Here is an 18,983-nt window from a genome sequence, read left to right on the forward strand (position 1 = left end):
CGGTAAGGCGCGCGGTTCCTGTCAGTTCGGATTGCTGCTGCCGGTCGCGGCGCCATTGCCGCTCATGCCGCCGTTCGTGCCGTTGCCGTTCGCACCGTTGCTCACGACGTTCGCATGCACGCGGTACACGAGGTTCGGATTGTGATCGACGATCGTCCAGCTCGCCCATTGATCCGGCGGCACCACGAGACCCGGGTGGCTCGCGCTCACCTGGCGCGGCTGCGGCGGCAGCTTGCAGCCGATGTCGGTGCGCCGCGCATTGTCGTCCTCGAGCGTTTCCTGCGTGTCGATCGAAAACATCACGCCCTCGGGATCGACGCGCAGCGGCGACACCGTGATCGTGCGTGACAGATCGATGCTGCCGGCCGGCTGGTCCTTGCAGCCGACCTCGTGTTGCACGACCTGGTGATGTGTATCCGTGCGCGCCTGGCCGACGGTCGTGGTGCCGTCGAACGAATCGATCTGCTGGCCATCTTTCACCACCTGCAACTGCCATTGCACGACCTGCTGCGCTGGCTGTTGTTGCGCGTGGGCGAGCAACGAAGCGCCAAGCAGCATGGCCACGATACTGGTTTTCCACATAAAAAGGATCTCCGCTTACGCGTCGCTTGCGTGGGTGCCTCGTAGCAATTAGAGAGCCATCTTACCCCCGATGGCCGCAACGATTTCTGACACGGTCGACGAGGGCCGGTTCAGCAACACTCCATTCCAGATGAGGATGGGATGCCAGCGATCGTTAGCAGCAGAGCCACATGACTGCTGGCTTGCACGCGTTTGTGTCCTCGCTACACTGGACTCGAACCGGCGCTCACAAGGCGCCGCCGCTGCAGAATCAGCCAGACGGGGTGAGCGATGACGACAGCAATGGTCAAACAGGAAATCGCCGTGGCCTCGTTCAGCCGGGTGTATGACCTCGACGAGGTCGAAAGCGCGCTGAACGGTCTCGGCGAGGGCGCGAACGAGGCGCTGCGCGCGACCTACGAAAAGATGCTGAAAACCGGCAATCTGCGATTCTGCGTGAAGCCGAACCGGATGCCGTCGATCGACGATCTGATCGGCGCGCTGCCCAATTTTTCCGCCCCGCTCGACGACATCCGCAAGCAGGTCGCGCTGTGCCTCGAAACCGAGGACCGGCTCGAACTGATGCCGATCCTGTTGCTCGGCGAGCCAGGCATCGGCAAGACGCATTTCGCGAAGCACCTCGCGCGCCTGCTCGGCACCGCGTACCAATACGTCGCGATGAGTTCGCTGACGGCGGGCTGGATTCTGTCGGGCGCCTCGTCGCAATGGAAGAACGCGAAGCCGGGCAAGGTGTTCGATGCACTCGTGAACGGCAGCTACGCGAACCCGGTGATCGCCGTCGACGAAATCGACAAGGCGAGCGGCGATTCGCAATACGATCCGCTTGGCGCGTTGTACGCGCTACTCGAACACGACACCGCCCAGAGCTTCATCGACGAGTTCGCCGAGATACCGATCAACGCGGGCAACGTGATCTGGATCGCGACCGCCAACGACGAACGCGCGATCCCCGAGCCGATCCTGAACCGCATGAACGTCTACGAGATCTCGCCGCCGGACCACGCCGGCGCGCGACGCATCGCGCAGTCGATCTACGACGAGATCCGCGGCGCGCACAACTGGGGCCTGCGCTTTCCGGGGACGCTTGGCGAAGCGACGCTCGATGTGCTCAAGCGGGCGTCGCCGCGCGAGATGCGCCGCGCGATCCTGAACGGCTTCGGCGCGGCGCGCATCGCGGGACGCGACCAGATCGAGCCCGCCGATATCCGCCTCGATTACGGAAACCGGCGAAAACCGATCGGTTTTTGAGGTTTTCGGTCGGTTTTTTGCACCCAAACCCCGCTTCTCCGGAATTTGGGGAGCCGTCTCGGTAAATTCATACAGCCTGCGTGGTGAATGCTGCGGCAATTATTGCTATTTTCGATGTGGAGCGCGGAATCGAGCCAGCTTGCGCCGCCATCGCCTGGTCGGCGCGCACGAACGTTTGTCGCTTCTGTCTGTACCGAGTCGTACAATTTTCCTTGGCGGTGATAAAAAGACATAAGCAGACCAGCGGACAGATGCGTTCGACAACAAACGGAACGCGGCGGCGAGGTGCCGTACTTGTCTTCCTTCCATCGGCTGAACGAGGCAGCGCGCGGCCCAATGCGCCGCGTCAACGGATATGGATCAGATCGAATGTGTAGTGATCGGCGCCGGCGTGATCGGCCTCGCGACGGCGCGCGCGCTGGCGGCGCGCGGGCGCGAGGTGATCGTGCTGGAGGCCGCCGACGCCATCGGCGTGGGCACGAGTTCACGCAACAGCGAAGTGATTCACGCGGGCATCTACTATCCGCGCGGATCGCTGAAGGCCACGCTGTGCGTGCGCGGCCGCGAAATGCTGTATGACTATTGCGCCGAGCGCAACGTGCCGCATTCGCGCTGCGGCAAGCTGCTCGTCGCCACGTCGCGCAACCAGATTCCGCAGCTCGAAAGCATCATGGCCAAAGGGCGCGACAACGGCGTGCTCGACCTGATGCGCGTCACCGGCGATCAGGCGCAGGCGCTCGAACCGGCGCTCGAATGCGTGGAGGCGGTGTTTTCGCCGCAGACGGGGATCGTCGATAGTCATCAGTACATGCTCGCGCTGCAAGGCGATGCCGAGCGCGACGGCGCCGTGTACGCGTTCCATGCGCCGGTCGAGGCGATCGAGGCTCACAACGGCCGTTTCACCATCGCGGTCGGCGGTGCGGCGCCCGCCACGATCAGCGCTGCCTGCGTGATCAACAGCGCGGGTCTGCATGCGAACGCACTCGCGCGCAAGATTCGCGGACTCGACTCGCGCCACGTGCCGCCGCTCTACTTCGCGCGCGGCAATTACTTCAGCATCTCGGGGCGCGCGCCGTTCAGCCGCCTGATCTATCCGATGCCGAACGAAGCCGGCCTCGGCGTGCATCTGACGCTCGACCTGGGCGGCCAGGTGCGCTTCGGCCCCGACGTCGAATGGGTCGATGCGATCAATTACGACGTCGATCCGCGTCGCGCGGAGTCGTTTTATGCGGCGATTCGCGCGTACTGGCCGGCCTTGCCCGATGGCGCGTTGCAGCCGGCGTACGCCGGTATTCGTCCGAAGTTGTCCGGCCCGGGCGAGCCCGCCGCGGACTTCATGATCCAGGGGCCGGCCGCGCATGGCGTGCGCGGGCTCGTCAATCTGTTCGGCATCGAGTCACCGGGGTTGACGGCATCGCTTGCGATTGCGCAGCGGGTCTGCGAGCTGAGCGGGCGTCCTTGAGGCCGCGTTTGCACCGTACCGATCCGCTTATCTTTAGCATTTGGAATATCACGGGCGACGGCTACGTTGCTATGCTTGGCGAACGCTGTCATCAGAACGGCGTTGATTCCCATATAAATGGAGTGAGTCCCCATGAGTTCTTCCCGTCGTACGTTTTTGATCGCCAGCATCGGTGTGGCATCGACGCTCGCGCTGTCGCGCCAGGCGTTCGCCGACGCGCCGAAAGTCTCCGAAACCGATCCGACCGCGCAGGCGCTTGGCTACAAGGCGGACGCGAGCAAGGTCGACAAGGCGAAATTCGCCAAATACACGCCTGGCGAGCAATGCAGCAACTGCAGCTTCTTCCAGGGCAAGGCGGGCGACGCCTACGGCGGCTGCCCGATGTTCGCGGGCAAGCAGGTCGCGGCCACGGGATGGTGCAGCGCCTATAACAAGAAGGCCTGATCAAGCCTGCGCGGCGCAAGCCGGGCCGGTTTTTCAAAGCTTCATTGCAGCGGGCCGCTGGACTATTAGCGGCGCGCATTCATCAATGGCGGCCGCCTGTCGAACCACGGCCGTGCCGCCTCGAGTTGCGCGGCGAGTCTGAACAGAGTCGCCTCGCCGCCGGTACGCGCCGCGAACTGCACGCCGATCGGCAGCCCGCGCGCATTCCAGTACAAAGGCACCGACATCGCCGGCTGGCCGCTCAGGTTGAACAACTCCGTGCATCCGGCCCACGCGAACGCCTTGTTCGACGCTTCGAACAGCAGTTTCTTCATCAATCGTTCTAGCGGTATCGTGGTGACCGCGCGCATCTGCATGCGCTCGACCGAGCTTGGTCGCATCTCGCCGATCTTGATCGGCGCGGACGCGAGCGTTGCGCACAACAGCACGTCGTAGCGGTTCAGCAGGTCGGTCAGACGCGCGGTGATGCGGCGCTGTTCGTCGAGCGCGGCCGGCAAGCCCTGCTCGCCGAGCTTGCGGCCGACGTGCGCCATCGCCCATGTCGAAATTTCGAACTCGCCGCGCGTTGGCTTGTGGCCGGTGATGCGCTCCGCGTTCAGCACGAGGTCCTCGGCGGTCACCGACCACAGCGTCAGGAACGCATGACGGACCGCCGCGAAATCGACGCCGAGCGACACCGGCTCCAGACGATGGCCGAGTGAGCTCGCGAGTTGCGCGGCGTCGTCGAGCGCGGCGCGCGCATCGGCCGATAACGACGGCGCGAGCATCGGCTCGGTCACGTAGGCGATCGTCAGCGGTTTGCACGGCTCGCGCGTCGCGCCGAGAAAGGTGCCGGGCGCGCCGCTCGGCCGCTCGGCGTTGCCGGCCAGCAGATCGAGCAGCAACGCGCTGTCGCGCACGCTGCGCGACACGGCGTGATCGATGCCGAGTTCGCCGGCGCTGGCCTGCGCCGCGCGCGGCACGCGACCGCGCGAGGGTTTCAGGCCGAACAGTCCGCAGCACGACGCCGGAATCCGGATCGAGCCGCCGCCGTCCGACGCATGCGCGAGCGGTACGATGCCGGCAGCGACCGCCGCCGCCGCGCCGCCGCTCGAACCGCCCGGCGTGTGATCGATATTCCACGGATTACGGCACGCGCCAAATAGTTCGGGCTCCGTATAAGGCATCTGGCCCAGCTCGGACGTGCTGGTCTTCGCGAAGATATTCAAGCCCGCCGCTTTCGCGAGCGCGACGACCGGCGCATCCTGAGTCGGAATGAAGTGCCGGTAGTGTCGGCTGCCCATTGCCATGGGCAGTCCCGCAACGGGCGCGCCGAGATCCTTGATCAGGAACGGCACGCCGGCGAGCGCGGCGTGGGCGGCGCAGTTGTCCGTTCCGTTCGCGCCGTCGACGGTATTCGCGCGATTCTCGTCTTCGCGCGACGCACGTTGGCGGGCCGCATCGTAGTCCTTCAGAACGACCGCGTTGATCGCGGGATTGACGGCCTCGGTGCGCGAGATCGCGACGTCGATCAATTCGCGCGCGCTGACCTGGCGCGTGCGCACGAGTTCGGCGAGGCCGATGGCGTCATGAGCGAGATAGTCTGATTGCACGTCGGTTGAGCCCTCGCGGTCGGTTGGCATGCTGCGTCGAATTCGTGGCCGGCCATGCACGCGCGACTGGGGCGTTTCGCTCGGCATCGCGTTGCCCCGCCCGGGCGTCGCACATGTGAAAAGACGGCGTGTCGGCCGACACGCCGTCTTGCACAGAGTACCCGAGTTGAGCGCCGACGTGACTCGTGTGAATTCGAGTGCGCACTTCAAATGCGCGAGCGTGCGATCACATGCGCAAGGCGGCGGGGCCGGCTGAATACCGGAACCACGGATTACATCCGCTCGCCGAGGAACGTCAGCGTGCGGCCATGCGCCAATGCCGACGCGTGCTGGTTGTACGACGCACGCTCCGAGCAGTTGAAACCGTGGTCGGCGTTCGGGTAGATGTTGAATTGCACGTCGCCGCGACCCGCGAAGCGCTCCTGAATCTGGCCGATGTCCGACGGCAGAATATGCGCGTCGAGCTCGCCGTAGTGGAACTGCATCGGCACCTTGATGTTCGCGGCTTTGTCGAGATGGTTATGGATGCCGCCGCCGTAGTAGGCGACAGCGGCGTCGACCGAACCGGCCGCCGCGGCCAGATAGGCGAGACGGCCGCCGAAGCAGTAGCCGATCGCCGCGATCTTGCCGGTCACTTCCGGCAGCGCGCGCAAGGCGGCCGCAGCGGCGCCGAGATCGGCGACCGCGTCGTCGACCTTGGTTTTCTGCATCAGCTCGATGCCCTTTTCGCGATCCTTGCCGTCATACGTCAATTCGACGCGCGGCTGCACGCGCCAGAACACGTCCGGGGCGAGCGCGACATAGCCGTCCTGCGCGTACTGATCCGCGACCGAGCGGATATGGCCGTTCACGCCGAAGATTTCCTGAATGATGATGACGGCCGGTCCCTTGCCGCCCTTCGGCAGCGCGAGGTAGCCGCCGAAACTGTCGTTGCCGGCGGGGATGTCGATCCATCGGGAAGTCGTGCTCATGCTGTTCTCCATTGACTCGCGCGACCGCCGCGCGAGGTCGGTGTGTACGAAACGCTCAAGGCCATGAGGCCCTGCAACGGGCGGTTAGTTTGCCATCAAAAGAATCGCCTTGCAGGGGGGCGGGACGGGGCCTCGCGGGTGATGCGGCGTGCTTCGATTCTCGTCAGGCGATTGAAACGATCTCGATAATTCATTTCTCCGCGATGGCGCGTGTCGGTAAAGTCAGCGCGTGATGGCTCGCGCGTGTCAGCGCATCTCGCGAACATGTTGGCGAGCGCATGAATCAGCACGTCGACGGCTTTGCCCCGCAAGGAAACGAACATGAATGAAGGCAGTTTCGTGACGCGGTTCGCCGAGCACTTCCAGATGCGGGTACCCGTCGTGCAGGCGCCGATGGCCGGCGGCGCGACGACGCCGGCGCTCGCACGCTATGCGCCTGACTTTCGCGCGCAACTGGAAACGCTGATCGAATTGCGGGTGCCGGTCGCCGGCTTTACGTTCGGACTGCTAGCAGCGGACGACGTCGAGCGTTTGCACGCGAGCGGCAGCTATGTAGTTGGGACTGCGACGCATGTTGCCGAAGGCATCGCGTGGCGCGATGCGGGCGCCGATGCCGTCGCCGCGCAAGGCGCGGAGGCGGGCGCGCATCGCGGCACGTTCATCGGCGCATTCGAAGATGCGCTGGTCGGCACGATGGCGCTCGTGCCGCAACTGGTCGACGCGACCGGGCTGCCGGTGCTCGCGGCCGGCGGCATCATGGACGGTCGCGGCATCGTCGCGGCACTCGCGCTCGGTGCGCAAGCCGCGGTGATGGGCACCGCGTTTCTGACCACCCGCGAGAGCGCGATCCCCGAGGTATGGAAAACCCGCGTGCGCGGCATGGCAGATACCTCGACCACGGTGACGCGCGCGATCACGGGCCGCCACGCGCGCGGCATCCGCAATCCGTTGATACAACGTTTGCGCGAATCGGCGGACAGCATCGCGCCGTATCCGGTGCAAAACGCGTTGACGCAGGAGCTGCGGCAAAACGCGGCGCGTGCGCAGAACGGCGATTACCTGTCGTTGTGGGCGGGGCAGGGTGCGCCGCTTGGCCACACGCGCGCCGAAGCAATCGGCGCGATCGAACTGATGGCGCAGCTCGAGCAGGAATGGCAGGCGGCCTCCGTGCGAATCGCCGCGTTCTTGCGTTGATTGCATGGCCGATTTAAGGCTGATTTAAGTTTTTTACCGCACTCACAATCCTGTGCGGCACGCCACATTTTTGAGTTGAAAAACCCTTCGAATCATATGTGACAGAAGCCGGAAAATGGCTAAATCCGCGCCCGCGGAGAAACTTCCTAATTAGCGGAAACCCGCATGGGCTGGGGCTTTCCGGTTTGCTCGCCCAAGCCACGAGCGGTTCGCCCGGGAACTGCGCTATTAGTGTAGTTCCCACTTTCTCAAAAAATTCCCGCAAATTAATTTGATGGCCTACACTTGCGCGCAAGTACGGTTTGCCAACTGTCACAAACAGTCCGGTAAACGTACTGGCCAAGTGCATGAACGATGCAACCGGCGTGGTCGTCCACGGGACTGAGCGACACGTGTAGGGGAAGCGGGGCACAGGGCGATTACGTTGTTTTGACCGAAACTGGAGACTTACATGAACATCAAGATTCAAAAGCTGTTGCCGATCAGCGCTGCGGCGGTGCTGTTCGCGACGTTGGCAACATCGGCCGCGGCCGACACGGTCGTGAAGATCGGTCACGTCGCGCCGTTGACTGGCGGTATCGCTCACCTGGGTAAAGACAACGAAAACGGCGCGCGCCTCGCCATTGAGGAAATCAACGCGAAGGGTCTGACGATCGGTGGCCAGAAGATCACGCTGCAACTCGACGCGCAGGACGACGCGGCCGACCCCCGCACGGCCACGCAGGTTGCGCAGAAGCTCGTCGACGACAAGGTCGTCGCCGTGGTCGGCCACCTGAACTCGGGCACCTCGATCCCGGCATCGAAGATCTATAGCGATGCGGGCATCGTGCAGATCTCGCCGTCGGCAACGAACCCGGCCTACACGCAGCAAGGCTTCAAGACGACCTACCGCGTCGTCGCGACCGATGCTCAGCAAGGCCCGGCTCTCGCGAACTACGCGGCGAAGGGCATGAAGGTGAAGAGCGTCGCGATCGTCGACGACTCGACCGCTTACGGCCAGGGTCTCGCGAACGAATTCGAGAAGACGGCGAAGTCGCTCGGTATGAAGGTCGTGTCGCACGACGCGACGAACGACAAGGCCGTCGACTTCCGCGCGATTCTGACGAAGATCAAGGGTGAAAATCCCGACGCGATCATGTACGGCGGCATGGACGCGACCGGCGGCCCGTTCGCCAAGCAGGCGAAGCAGCTCGGCCTGCGCGCGAAGGTGCTGGCAGGTGACGGCGTGTGTACCGACAAGCTGTCGGACCTGGCCGGCGACGCAACCGACAACATCGTCTGCTCGGAAGCCGGCATGGCGCTCGAAAAGATGGCGGGCGGCAAGGCGTTCGAAACGAAGTACGAGAAGCGCTTCGGCCAGCCGATCCAGATTTACGCGCCGTTCACGTATGACGCGGTGTACATCATCGTCGACGCGATGAAGCGCGCTAACTCGACCGATCCGGCGAAGATCCTGGCAGCGATGCCGACGACCGACTACAAGGGCGTGATCGGCGAAACGACGTTCGACTCGAAGGGCGACCTGCAGCACGGCGTGATCTCGCTGTACGACTACAAGCAAGGCAAGAAGACGCTGCTCGACGTCGTGAAGATGTAAATTCGGTGTGGTCGAAGGCGGCGTCGGGCCGCACTTCGATTTGCCGCCAAAGAGGCACGTGGGCCGTCAGGCTTGCGTGCCTCTTCTTTTTGGCGTTGCGTTTGCGTCAGATCTTCAAACGCCGCAGCACCTTCGGCCCGACGAGCGCGATCATCGCGGCGCACACGGCGACGACCGACAGCCCGATCGTCAGATTGGTCACCTGCGCGACCGCACCGATGATCACCGGTCCGAGCAGCAACCCGAAATAGGCCAGCCCCGCGACGTGCGCGAGCCCCTCGGCCGCGTGGATGCCCTTCACGCTCGCGGCCGCCGCGAACAGCACCGGCATCATGTTCGCGAGGCCCAGGCCGATCAGCGCAAAGCCGGCGAGCGCGGCCACCGGATTCGGCAGCAGCAGCGCGTCGACCATCCCGGCGCAGGCGAGCGCCGCACTGATCATCACGAGTTGCGGCGCGCCGAAGCGGGCGCGCACCGCGTCGCCGGCAAAACGCGCTGCCGCCATGCCGCCGGAAAACGCCGCGTAGGCGGCGCTGGCGAGCGCGGGCGTCGAGAGCACGACATCGCGCATGTAGACCGTGGCCCAGTCGTACATCGCGCCTTCGGCGATCAGCGCGACCAGCGCCATCGTGCCGAGCGCCCACAACGCCGGCGAGCGCCAGCGGCTCGCGCGCGGCGTCGCGGCGTCGGGATGCTCGGCGTGCGGCACGTGAGGCAGCACCGACGGGCACGCGAGCACCAGCACGAGCGCGCTGGCCGCCGCGGCGAGCGCGAGATGCACAGCCGGCGCCATGCCGCGCGACAGCAGCGCCCCGCCCACCGCCGCGCCGAACATGCCGCCAAGGCTGAACATCCCATGCAGTGACGACATGATCGGCTTGCCGAGCGCCTTTTCGACGGCGCTCGCTTCGGCGTTCATCGCGACGTCGAGCGTGGCCATGCCCGCGCCGAAGACGGCCAGCACGATCAGCACGATCCAGTACGCCGGCACGACGAGGATCAGCGCGGCGCAGGCGGCCATCGCGAGGCCGCCGGTCAGGCAGGCGCGGCGCGTGCCGACCCGCACGATCCACGACGCATTGGTCACCATCGCGCCGATCGATCCGCCCGCCACCGCGAACAACGCGAACGACAGCATCGCCGGATTCAGATGGAAGCGGTCGCGCACCGTCGGCACGTGCACGCCCCACGAGGCGTACATCATGCCGGCGATGAAAAATACCGCCATCGTGGCAATGCGTGCGCGTTGCCGTGCGGTGACGGACAGATTGCGATGCGCGGCGGGCAGGACGGCGAATTCGGAGGCTTGGTGATCGGGCACGGAGGTCTCGAAGCGAAGTGCGCGAGAAAGCGCATTGAAAGCGGATCTTCGATTCTATCGAAGCGTGGTGGCGAATGCTTGGAGCCGTGGGATCGGGCGCATACGATTGATAGGCTGGGGATGCAACCTGGCGGTATTGCCGGCTGTCATGCCATGGCACGCCGCAGTTGGTTTTTGCATTGCCGTGCACGGCGGCTTTTCTGCCGCTCGCCGCTTTCCGTTCATTCCTAATTCACCGAGGAACGCTCAGTTGAACATTCCGGCTCACGCTCCGCTGCACCTGCTGCACACGGCCACGGTCGGCACGCTCGCCACGCACGCTCGCCAGCCCGAGGGCTTTCCGTATCCGTCGGTGCTGCCGTTCGCGCCGGACGCGCGGCATCGTCCGACGATCCTCGTGAGCCGGCTCGCGGAGCACACGCACAACCTGCACACCGATCCGCGCGCCGGTTTTTTGGCCGTCGACGCACCCGACGGCGACGTGCTGGGCGGCCAGCGCGTCACGCTGCTTGGCCGCTTCGAGCCGGTCGGCTCGAGCCCGGAACTGGCGCGGCGCTACCTGCGCTATCACCCGGACGCGGAGCGCTACCTGATGCTGGGCGATTTCACGTTCTGGATCATGGAGGTCGAGCGGCTGCGCTACATCGGCGGCTTTGGCGCGATGGGCTGGCTCGATGGCGCCGAACTCGATCCGCTGCCGCCGCTTGCAGTCAGCGAGGAGGACGCGCTGATCGCGGAATTCGGTCACCGGCTGAGTGGCGCGGGCGGCGTCGAATTGCTGGGTGTCGACCGTTATGGCGCCGATCTGAAACGCAACGGCGTGCGCCACCGTTTCGCATTCGATGGCGCCCGGTCCGATACCGGGACATTGCACGCCGCGCTCGAAGTCTGCATCGAGCGGCATGCGGATTAAAGTATTTATCATTTATCGAGAAAACGCGCATGCGCCGCGACGAACGGGGTCTTTGTCTCAATAGTGCGCGGCTTATCCAAGCCAAAGCTTTCATGCCGTGAAATGTTCGATGTGCAATGGACCGCTCAAGTCTCATTTCTTGATAGTCAAATCGTGTAAATATGCAGATGAGTGGACTTTTTTAGCGACATGCGAAATCAGCGATTAGAAAGGCCGTAGTCCGACCCAAAAGCAGCGCAGGAAACTTTTTGAAACGAATTTAAATTAATTTTTTCCGGTTGCTTATCCAGCCTTTCTATTTTGTGTTAATCTCGCCGTCAAATTCCGAGGCATGAAACCTTCAAAGGCGAGTCGGCAAAAGACCGGCGGTCATTTATCCATACCACAAGGGAAACCTATGTCTTCTTACAAGGAACTGCTCGCGCAGCGCGAGAAGCTCGAAAAGCAGATTGAAGAAGCGAAGTCGCGCGAATACGCGGAAGTCTTGAATGAAATCAAGCAGAAGATGGCGGATTACGGCATTTCGCTGAGCGAACTCGGCGGCGGCCGCGCACCGAAAGGCGCTAAAGCGAGCCGGCCGCGCGCAGGCGTCGCGCCTAAATATCGCGATCCGGAAAGCGGCAGCACGTGGTCGGGTCGCGGCAAGCCGCCGCGCTGGATTGCGGGTCTTGATCGCGAAAAGTTTCTGATCCAGAAGTAATCACGATCAGGCGGGCAGTGAGGGTTGGCCGCACGTAGTACGAATAGCGGCAATCCACCGCGTTTATAGCCTACTGCAGAATCTGAAAAAGCCGCGCACCGTTCAGGGCGCGGTTTTCGTCATTTGCGGCGCCGAGTTTTTTGTCGCATGCGCTTCAGGCAACTGGAACGCGAATGCTTTTCGTTTAGATAAGCGATTGATTTAAAAAGGTTTTTCCCCGATTTTCCCTGCGTGCGCGATTCGCGGCGGGTACAATAACAATAATTGACCTTTCCGCCTCTTCAGCATGCAGTCCGCCGCGATCGCCCAAACCACCGAGAAACAACGCGTTGCGCGCAAAAGTACTTTTGCGAGTATTGCGCTCAATAGCGTGTTGATGACGCTGCAAATCGCCATCGGCACGATCGCGCACTCGCAGGCGCTAGTTGCCGACGGTATCCATTCCCTTGCCGATCTTATTTCCGATTTTGTCGTGCTGATTGCCAATCGGCACAGCGGGGCCAAGCCCGACGCGGATCACAATTACGGGCATAGCCGTTATGAGACGGTGGCGTCGTTATTTCTCGGCGCGCTGCTGATCTCGGTCGGCGTCGGCATGTTGTGGCGCGCCGGTACGCGGCTCGCCGACCTGCAAAATATTCCCGCCGTGCACATGAGCGCGCTCGCGGTCGCGGCGCTCGTGCTGGTCTGCAAGGAGGCGCTGTTTCGCTACATGCTGCGCGAGGCGAAGCGCGTGCGTTCCGCGATGCTGATCGCGAACGCATGGCACGCGCGCTCGGACGCGGCATCGTCGCTGGTGGTGGGAATCGGCGTGATCGGCAGTCTCGCCGGCTTGCGGTTGCTCGACCCGATCGCGGCGGCCATCGTCGGTTTCATGGTCGCGCGCATGGGCTGGACCTTCGGTTGGGACGCGCTGCAGGATCTGTCGGACCGCGCGCTCGACGAAACCGCCGCGGCCGACATGCGCGCATTGCTGATGTCCACCCCCGGCGTGCGTGACGTGCACGAAATGCGTACGCGCAAGATGGGCGATTTCGCGCTCGTCGACGCGCACATTCTGGTCGATCCGATGATTTCGGTATCGGAAGGGCATTACATCGCGGAGTCGGCGCGGCTGCGTGTGCTGACCGACAAGCGCGTGCTCGACGCGCTGATCCACGTCGATCCGGAAAACGATGCGCTCGCGCATCCACCGGTCGATCTGCCGCCGCGGGAGCGCGTGACCGCCGAGGTCGACGCGGCGCTGGCGGCCTGGGGCTTGCAGGCCGCTGGGATAAATCTGCACTACCTGAGCACCGGGCTCGACGTGGAGGTGGTGTTACCGGCGGTCGCGTCCGTTGAAGGGCGCGCTGCGGACGGCCCCGAGGCCGCGCGTCTGCTGGAAAGCGAGGCGCAGTCGCTTGGGCGCGTCGATCTGGAGGCGCTCAAGCGTCGTCTCGGCGCGCGCAAGCTAGACGTGCTGCTGCAACGGGATATCTCGGCCGCGCAAGGCGGTCCGGCGGCGGAACTCCAGACCGGCGTCGCCCCCGGCGCTCGGTCAACTGCCACGGAGCCTCACAACGCCGCCTGAGTCCGACGAGTTTCGGGCATCCGATGCCGCGAACCTTCATGCCGCCCGCGGCGGCGGCATCCGTCACAACGGCAACTGCGTATCGAACTTGATTTCGCGCAGCACGACGCTCGTCCGCACCTGCGCGACGGCTGGAATCTTGAAAATGCGTTCGTGCAGGAAGCTGTCGTACGCCTTGATGTCCGGCGCGACGATCTTCAGGATGTAATCGGATTCACCGGTCGTGCTGTAGCACTCGGTCACTTCGGGGCAGGTGGCGATTTCCCGCTCGAACTGCTCGACGCCGCCTTCGGTGTGGCGCGTCAGATGGATATGCGCGAGCGCGCACACGTGCAAGCCGAGTTTTTCGCGATCGAGCAGCGCCGTGTAGCGCTGGATCACGCCCGACTGTTCCATGTCCTTGATGCGCCGCCAGCACGGCGTGCTCGACAGCCCGACCTGGTCGGAGATTTCCTGCACGGAACGACGTGCGTCGAGCTGCAGTAGGCGCAGGATCTTCTGTGAGAACGTATCGAGTGTCAACTGCGCCTCCGTTAGCGTCGCCGTATCAACGCATGGTAGAGGGCGCGAAAACGAAACGCAATGTAAAACGGCTCTCGCGAGCGAGATTGCCTAATTTACCGGGTCGGGAGCGGCGTTTTGCCCTGAGCCGTCCCCATCATCCTTGCCGTCCCCCGGCAGCTCGGGCTGACGCGCGCGCAAGTCCTTCAGCATGTTGCAAAAGAGGGCACCCTGCTCGATCGCGTCGTCGAGCGCGACGTGCGTGTGCGGATGCTCGTCGAACCAGTGCTTCGGAAAGCGCGGCTTGATGTTCTTGCGGTACGGCAGGCCGGTCATCGCGAACGCGAGCGTCTTGATGTCGAGCGCCGACCACGAAAACGGGCAGCGGCCGACGAAGCGCATCATGTACCAGAACATATAGGTGAAGTCGAAGCCGGCGGGCATCGCGACGAACACCGGCTTGCCCGGCAGCGCCTCGACCCATTCGACGTAGGCGGTCAGGGCGGCCTCGGGTTTCTGCAAGTCCTGGCGGCAGGCCGCCCATGCTTCCGGCTGGGTCTTCCACCACGCTTCCTGAACCGGATGCGGCGCTGCGCCTTCGAGCAGTTCGAGATTCGCCGAGAACGTCGCGATCAGCTGCTTGTCTTCGGTGTATGCGGCGGATGCGAAGCTCAGCATCGAGTGCGGGCCGGGGATCGGGCCGTCCGCTTCGACGTCGGTACTCACATAGATTTCGCTGCTCATGCGCCCACTCCGTCGGCGACGTAGGGATTCGTGCGGCGCTCGGCGCCGAACGTCGAGGTCGGGCCGTGGCCGGGCACGAACGTGACGTCGTCGCCGAGCGGCCAGAGTTTGTCGCGGATCGAGCGGATCAGATCCGCATGATTGCCACGCGGGAAATCCGTGCGGCCGATCGAGCCGGCGAACAGCACGTCGCCAACTAGTGCAAGCCGGTGCGCGCGGCTGAAGAAGACCACATGGCCCGGCGTGTGGCCGGGGCAGTGGTAGACCTCGAGGGTTTCGTCGCCGAATTGCACGGTGTCGCCGTCTTGTAGCCAGCGGTCCGGCTCGAAGGCGTCGGCGGCCGGGAAGCCGAAGCGCGTGCTCTGGTCCGGCAGCATGTCGAGCCAGAAACGTTCGTCGGGATGCGGACCTTCAATCGGCACGCCGTAGTGGCTGGCGAGTGTCTTCGCGCCGGCGCAATGATCGATGTGGCCGTGGGTCAGCAAGACTTTCTCGACGGTCACGTTCTGCCGCGCGATCTCGCGCTGGATCATGTCGAGGTCGCCGCCCGGATCGACGACGGCAGCGCGCCCGGTGGCCTCGCAAACGAGCAGCGAGCAGTTCTGCTGGAACGGCGTGACGGGGATCAGGGTGACTTTCATGGCTGGACGACGCGCTGGAAAAACGTTGATTGTACCGGGCCTCGCGACAGCCTCCACCGCCCATGCGACGGGGCCGGCTCACGGCCCGTCTCGGTCTTTCGTATGTCCATTTTTGCGATAAATGTGAAGATTGATCAAGTTTTTGAGCAGCTCACCATCCCAAAAAAAAGTTTTGGGTATAATGGACTCCATGCACTAGGAATTGTGCTGCCACAAGGCGATGCGTTCCCACAAAAAGGGAATGCCGCTCGCCGTTCAAGTAAGGGCTGTCGGAATGCCGACGGCCATCAGTATCGATGCGTTCGATGCACACGTCTTGCCCAGCCAGGCGCCGCGCCTGCTACGGAATTAATCTCCGTGACGCTGGGTGGGGCCTACGCCGCCGTTCCTGCGCGCTGAGTTGCGCGCGCAAGAACGTGTCATTGCCACGTTCAGTTGGCGGCATGTGGGGTCTGGTCAGGCTGCCGGGGACAGGTTGCGCCAGACGTGAAAATTAACCGTGCGGTAGCGGCTGAGTGAGCCGTATCCGGGCTTTGACGTACTGCGCATTTTCGCGCGGCGCGTTGTCGTCCCTACCGCCGGAGCCGCAAGCAACATACCCAGCAGTTTGCGGGTGACGCGGCTCGACAATGTGATTGCACGTCTTATGAAAACTCGGCTAACCCGTGGTGTAGGGACTCTTTTTGCCTTTTTTGTACTGGCCGGCTGTGCCACGCCTCCGGGCGCGCCCGATACGTCCGCGAACGACACGCCGCAAAGTACAAAGAACATGCACCTGAGCTCTTTCGGACCGCAATCGTTCGGTAGCGCGCCGGCCTCGAGCCCGAGCGCGTCGAACGCGCCCGCGTCGCCGCTGGCTGACGCGCAGCCGCTCACCGACGACGGCGTCGACGTCGCGGACTTCCATCAGATCGGACGCGCGTCGTGGTACGGACGCTTCTTCCACGGCCGCCGCACCGCCAATGGCGAGCGTTACGACATGCATGCCATGACGGCCGCGCATCGCACGCTGCCGCTCGGCTCGTACGTGCGCGTGACCAATCCGGCGAATTCGCGCTCGGTGATCGTACGGATCAACGACCGCGGCCCGTACGCCCGCGGCCGCGTGATCGACCTGTCGATGGCGGCCGCCGCCATGCTCGACATGCGCCACACCGGCACCGCGCGGGTCAAGATCGAAGGGCTCACGCAGCAGGAAGCGCGCGCCGAGCTGAACGAGACGCTCGCGTCGAACTCGGATTCGAACAAGTGATGTGACGTTACGTGGCGATGATGCCGCGTCGGCTGAACCAACCGTCTGCAGAAAATCGAAGGGCCGCGACATGCGGCCCTTTTCTGTTGCCGTCAGCCTTTACCCGCCGGGGTCGACCCTTACGTTTCGGGCTTGTCTTCCTTCAGCGCCAGCGCGCGCGCGTACAACACGTTGCGCGATGCGCCCGTGAGCGCCGCCGCGACCTTCGCCGCGCTGCTCACCGTCAATTCTTCCAGCAGGATGCCGAGAAGCGCGTCGTGATCGTGCTCGCCGGCCGCTTCGGGCGCCGCGCCTTCGACCACTAGCACGAATTCGCCACGCTGCCGGTTCGCGTCGGCAGCGAGCCACGTTGGCCCTTCGGCCAGGGTGCCCTGGTGTAGGGCTTCGTGTAACTTCGTCAGTTCCCGCGCGATCAGCAGACGGCGTGTGCCGCCGAACGCATCGGCGAGCGCCTGGACCGTCTCGACGATCCGGTGCGGCGCTTCGTAGAACACCATCGCGTGAGGATGTTGCGCGAGCGCTTGCAAAGCGGCGGCGCGCGCCTTCGCCTTCGGCGGGAGGAAGCCGAGGAACGAGAACGTCGCGACCCAGTCGCCGGTCGCGCTGAGCGCGGTGGCGAGCGCACTCGCGCCGGGCAGCGGGACCACCACGAAGCCGGCCTCGCGCACGGCATCGACGAGCTTGGCGCCGGGGTCCGAGATGCCCGGCGTGCCCGCGTCGGACACGTAGGCCACGCGCTCGCCGGCCTGCAGATACTCGATCACGCGCTGCGCGGCGGTGCGCTCGTTGTGCTGATGCACGGCGACGAGCGGCTTCGAGATGCCGTAGCGCGCGAGCAGCTGACCGGTGTTGCGGGTGTCCTCGGCGGCGATGCGATCCGCGAGTCCGAGCACGTGCAGCGCGCGCAGCGTGATGTCGGCGATGTTGCCGATCGGCGTGGCCACCACATACAGCGCGGCGGCGGGGTACTGCTGCCCTTGCGCGAGTTCGGAGAGAGGAGTCATGACACGGAAGACACAAACAGACGGAACGAGGCCGACATTGTGCCATGTGGGCTTGCGCGAGCAGGCCGCGCCGAACACTGCGCAAAAGATGCCCATAAACGCCGGTCCAAAAACCGCCCACAACTTTTCCTGCGCTCACCAGTCCAAATCCGTCGGCGCGGCTTTCGAAGCACGCGCGCGAGAATTTTTGCAGCGCCAGCGTCTGCGCTTCGTGGCGCGCAACGTCACATGTCGGGGCGGCGAGATCGATCTCGTGATGAGTGATCCTGACGGCGCGCTGGTGTTCGTCGAAGTTCGCGCGCGTGCGCAGCGGCATTATGGCGGTGCGGCCGCGAGCATCGGTTGGCAGAAGAGACAGCGCATCGTGCGAGCGGCGCGGCACTATCTCGCGACGCGCGCCACGACGAACCGCGGCCCGCGCGACGAACCCGCGTGCCGTTTCGACGTCGTCGCGTTCGAGAGCGGCAGGCTGGTGTGGTTGCGCGATGCGTTTCGCGCCGATGAAGTCTGACCGACAGCGCAGACAACGCGCGTGAGTGCGATAAACTTGCGCTCGCGTGCCGCGCGAACTCATCGGCGGCCACAGCTTGGCAGTATGACTTCACAACACGGCCGCGCAGTGCGGTCCATTCGCGGTACAAGATAGAGACTCGATGTCAGTCGAACGCATCCAACAACACTTCCGCGACAGCGCGGCAGTCAAACTCGAAGCCCTCGAAACCCTGTCGATGCCGATCGCCGTCGCGATCGACACGATGTTCGCCGCGCTCGCCAACGGCAATCGCATCCTCGCGTGCGGCAACGGCGGTTCGGCCGCCGACGCGCAGCATTTCGCGGCCGAGCTGATCGGCCGCTTCGAGCGCGAGCGGCCAGGTCTGCCGGCCATTGCGCTCAGCACCGACACCTCCGTGCTCACCGCGATCGCCAATGACTATTCGTTCGAACAGATCTACGCGAAACAGGTCTGGGCGCTCGGTCAACCCGGCGACGTGTTGCTCGCGATCACCACATCCGGCAATTCCGCGAACGTGCTCGCCGCGATCGAAGCCGCGCATGAGCGCGAAATGATCGTCGTTGCGCTGACCGGCAAGGGCGGCGGACGCGCGCAGCAAGTGCTGAGCGACACCGACATCCACGTGTGCGTGCCGTCCGACCGCACGGCGCGCATCCAGGAAGTGCACCTGCTGACCATCCATTGCCTATGCGACGGCATCGATGCCATGTTGCTCGGCGAAGACTGAGACTGA

19 protein-coding genes are annotated in these 18,983 nt (G+C 64.2%); 11 read left to right on the forward strand and 8 right to left on the reverse strand.

The window, feature by feature from the left end; all coding sequences use genetic code 11:
• Positions 1-21 precede the first annotated feature (21 nt).
• The gene (locus OKW27_RS29765; protein ID WP_090802651.1) at positions 22-582 is read right to left on the reverse strand and encodes a hypothetical protein; all 561 of its coding nucleotides are present in this window, start codon (positions 580-582) and stop codon (positions 22-24) included.
• 270 nt (positions 583-852) lie between these two features.
• Between OKW27_RS29765 and OKW27_RS29770 the strand changes: the two genes are divergently transcribed.
• The 3 genes from OKW27_RS29770 to OKW27_RS29780 all read left to right on the forward strand — a co-directional run bounded on the left by OKW27_RS29770 (position 853) and on the right by OKW27_RS29780 (position 3,736).
• Positions 853-1,830 (forward strand): AAA family ATPase, encoded by a 978-nt coding sequence (locus OKW27_RS29770; RefSeq protein WP_187612068.1) that lies wholly within the window; start codon positions 853-855, stop codon positions 1,828-1,830.
• A gap of 355 nt (positions 1,831-2,185) precedes the next feature.
• On the forward strand, positions 2,186-3,292 hold the full coding sequence (locus tag OKW27_RS29775; RefSeq protein WP_090802654.1) for an NAD(P)/FAD-dependent oxidoreductase: 1,107 nt from the start codon (positions 2,186-2,188) through the stop codon (positions 3,290-3,292).
• 132 nt (positions 3,293-3,424) lie between these two features.
• Complete coding sequence (locus OKW27_RS29780) at positions 3,425-3,736, forward strand: high-potential iron-sulfur protein (RefSeq protein ID WP_090802655.1); 312 nt, start codon at positions 3,425-3,427, stop codon at positions 3,734-3,736.
• 65 nt (positions 3,737-3,801) lie between these two features.
• Here OKW27_RS29780 and OKW27_RS29785 read toward each other — a convergent pair whose 3' ends face one another.
• Both OKW27_RS29785 and OKW27_RS29790 read right to left on the reverse strand, forming a co-directional pair.
• A complete protein-coding gene (locus OKW27_RS29785; RefSeq protein WP_429335599.1) occupies positions 3,802-5,358 on the reverse strand; it encodes an amidase in 1,557 nt (518 codons plus the stop codon).
• Positions 5,359-5,600: 242 nt separating this feature from the next.
• Positions 5,601-6,299, reverse strand: a complete 699-nt coding sequence (locus OKW27_RS29790; protein ID WP_090805544.1) for a dienelactone hydrolase family protein — start codon at positions 6,297-6,299, stop codon at positions 5,601-5,603.
• Between the two features lie 321 nt (positions 6,300-6,620).
• Between OKW27_RS29790 and OKW27_RS29795 the strand changes: the two genes are divergently transcribed.
• Together OKW27_RS29795 and OKW27_RS29800 are read left to right on the forward strand one after the other, a co-directional pair.
• A complete protein-coding gene (locus OKW27_RS29795) occupies positions 6,621-7,493 on the forward strand; it encodes an NAD(P)H-dependent flavin oxidoreductase (RefSeq protein ID WP_429335600.1) in 873 nt (290 codons plus the stop codon).
• A 451-nt stretch (positions 7,494-7,944) separates the two neighbouring features.
• Entirely contained in the window at positions 7,945-9,090 is a 1,146-nt protein-coding gene (locus OKW27_RS29800) for a branched-chain amino acid ABC transporter substrate-binding protein (RefSeq protein ID WP_090802659.1), read from the forward strand.
• 106 nt (positions 9,091-9,196) lie between these two features.
• Here OKW27_RS29800 and OKW27_RS29805 read toward each other — a convergent pair whose 3' ends face one another.
• Positions 9,197-10,411, reverse strand: coding sequence for an MFS transporter (locus tag OKW27_RS29805; RefSeq protein ID WP_429335601.1), 1,215 nt, complete (start codon positions 10,409-10,411; stop codon positions 9,197-9,199).
• Positions 10,412-10,661: 250 nt separating this feature from the next.
• On the opposite strand from OKW27_RS29805, the gene OKW27_RS29810 reads away from it, so the two are divergent.
• The 3 genes from OKW27_RS29810 (at position 10,662) to OKW27_RS29820 (ending at position 13,594) form a co-directional block, all read left to right on the forward strand.
• Positions 10,662-11,324 (forward strand): HugZ family protein, encoded by a 663-nt coding sequence (locus tag OKW27_RS29810; protein WP_429335602.1) that lies wholly within the window; start codon positions 10,662-10,664, stop codon positions 11,322-11,324.
• Positions 11,325-11,721: 397 nt separating this feature from the next.
• Positions 11,722-12,024, forward strand: a complete 303-nt coding sequence (locus OKW27_RS29815) for an H-NS family nucleoid-associated regulatory protein (protein ID WP_008921239.1) — start codon at positions 11,722-11,724, stop codon at positions 12,022-12,024.
• Between the two features lie 286 nt (positions 12,025-12,310).
• Positions 12,311-13,594, forward strand: a complete 1,284-nt coding sequence (locus OKW27_RS29820) for a cation diffusion facilitator family transporter (RefSeq protein WP_429335603.1) — start codon at positions 12,311-12,313, stop codon at positions 13,592-13,594.
• A gap of 63 nt (positions 13,595-13,657) precedes the next feature.
• On the opposite strand, the gene OKW27_RS29825 is transcribed toward OKW27_RS29820, so the two are convergent.
• From OKW27_RS29825 to OKW27_RS29835, 3 genes are all read right to left on the reverse strand, one after another.
• On the reverse strand, positions 13,658-14,116 hold the full coding sequence (locus OKW27_RS29825) for an Lrp/AsnC family transcriptional regulator (RefSeq protein WP_012431468.1): 459 nt from the start codon (positions 14,114-14,116) through the stop codon (positions 13,658-13,660).
• A gap of 90 nt (positions 14,117-14,206) precedes the next feature.
• Positions 14,207-14,839: an exonuclease gene (locus OKW27_RS29830; protein ID WP_090802665.1), complete on the reverse strand. Its 633-nt coding sequence runs from the start codon at positions 14,837-14,839 to the stop codon at positions 14,207-14,209.
• Complete coding sequence (locus OKW27_RS29835; protein ID WP_429335604.1) at positions 14,836-15,480, reverse strand: MBL fold metallo-hydrolase; 645 nt, start codon at positions 15,478-15,480, stop codon at positions 14,836-14,838. Before OKW27_RS29835 ends, OKW27_RS29830 begins: the two co-directional genes overlap by 4 nt.
• A 646-nt stretch (positions 15,481-16,126) precedes the next feature.
• Between OKW27_RS29835 and OKW27_RS29840 the strand changes: the two genes are divergently transcribed.
• On the forward strand, positions 16,127-16,732 hold the full coding sequence (locus OKW27_RS29840; RefSeq protein WP_184060825.1) for a septal ring lytic transglycosylase RlpA family protein: 606 nt from the start codon (positions 16,127-16,129) through the stop codon (positions 16,730-16,732).
• Between the two features lie 119 nt (positions 16,733-16,851).
• On the opposite strand, the gene rsmI is transcribed toward OKW27_RS29840, so the two are convergent.
• On the reverse strand, positions 16,852-17,736 hold the full coding sequence (rsmI, locus tag OKW27_RS29845) for a 16S rRNA (cytidine(1402)-2'-O)-methyltransferase (protein WP_429335605.1): 885 nt from the start codon (positions 17,734-17,736) through the stop codon (positions 16,852-16,854).
• Positions 17,737-17,824: 88 nt separating this feature from the next.
• Here rsmI and OKW27_RS29850 point away from each other — a divergent pair, with 88 nt between their 5' ends.
• On the forward strand, positions 17,825-18,247 hold the full coding sequence (locus OKW27_RS29850) for a YraN family protein (RefSeq protein ID WP_429335606.1): 423 nt from the start codon (positions 17,825-17,827) through the stop codon (positions 18,245-18,247).
• Between the two features lie 142 nt (positions 18,248-18,389).
• Complete coding sequence (locus OKW27_RS29855; RefSeq protein WP_429335607.1) at positions 18,390-18,977, forward strand: phosphoheptose isomerase; 588 nt, start codon at positions 18,390-18,392, stop codon at positions 18,975-18,977.
• Positions 18,978-18,983: the final 6 nt, after the last annotated feature.

This window comes from Paraburkholderia sp. 35.1 (genome assembly GCF_050436525.1).
Taxonomy (GTDB): Bacteria; Pseudomonadota; Gammaproteobacteria; order Burkholderiales; family Burkholderiaceae; genus Paraburkholderia; species Paraburkholderia tuberum.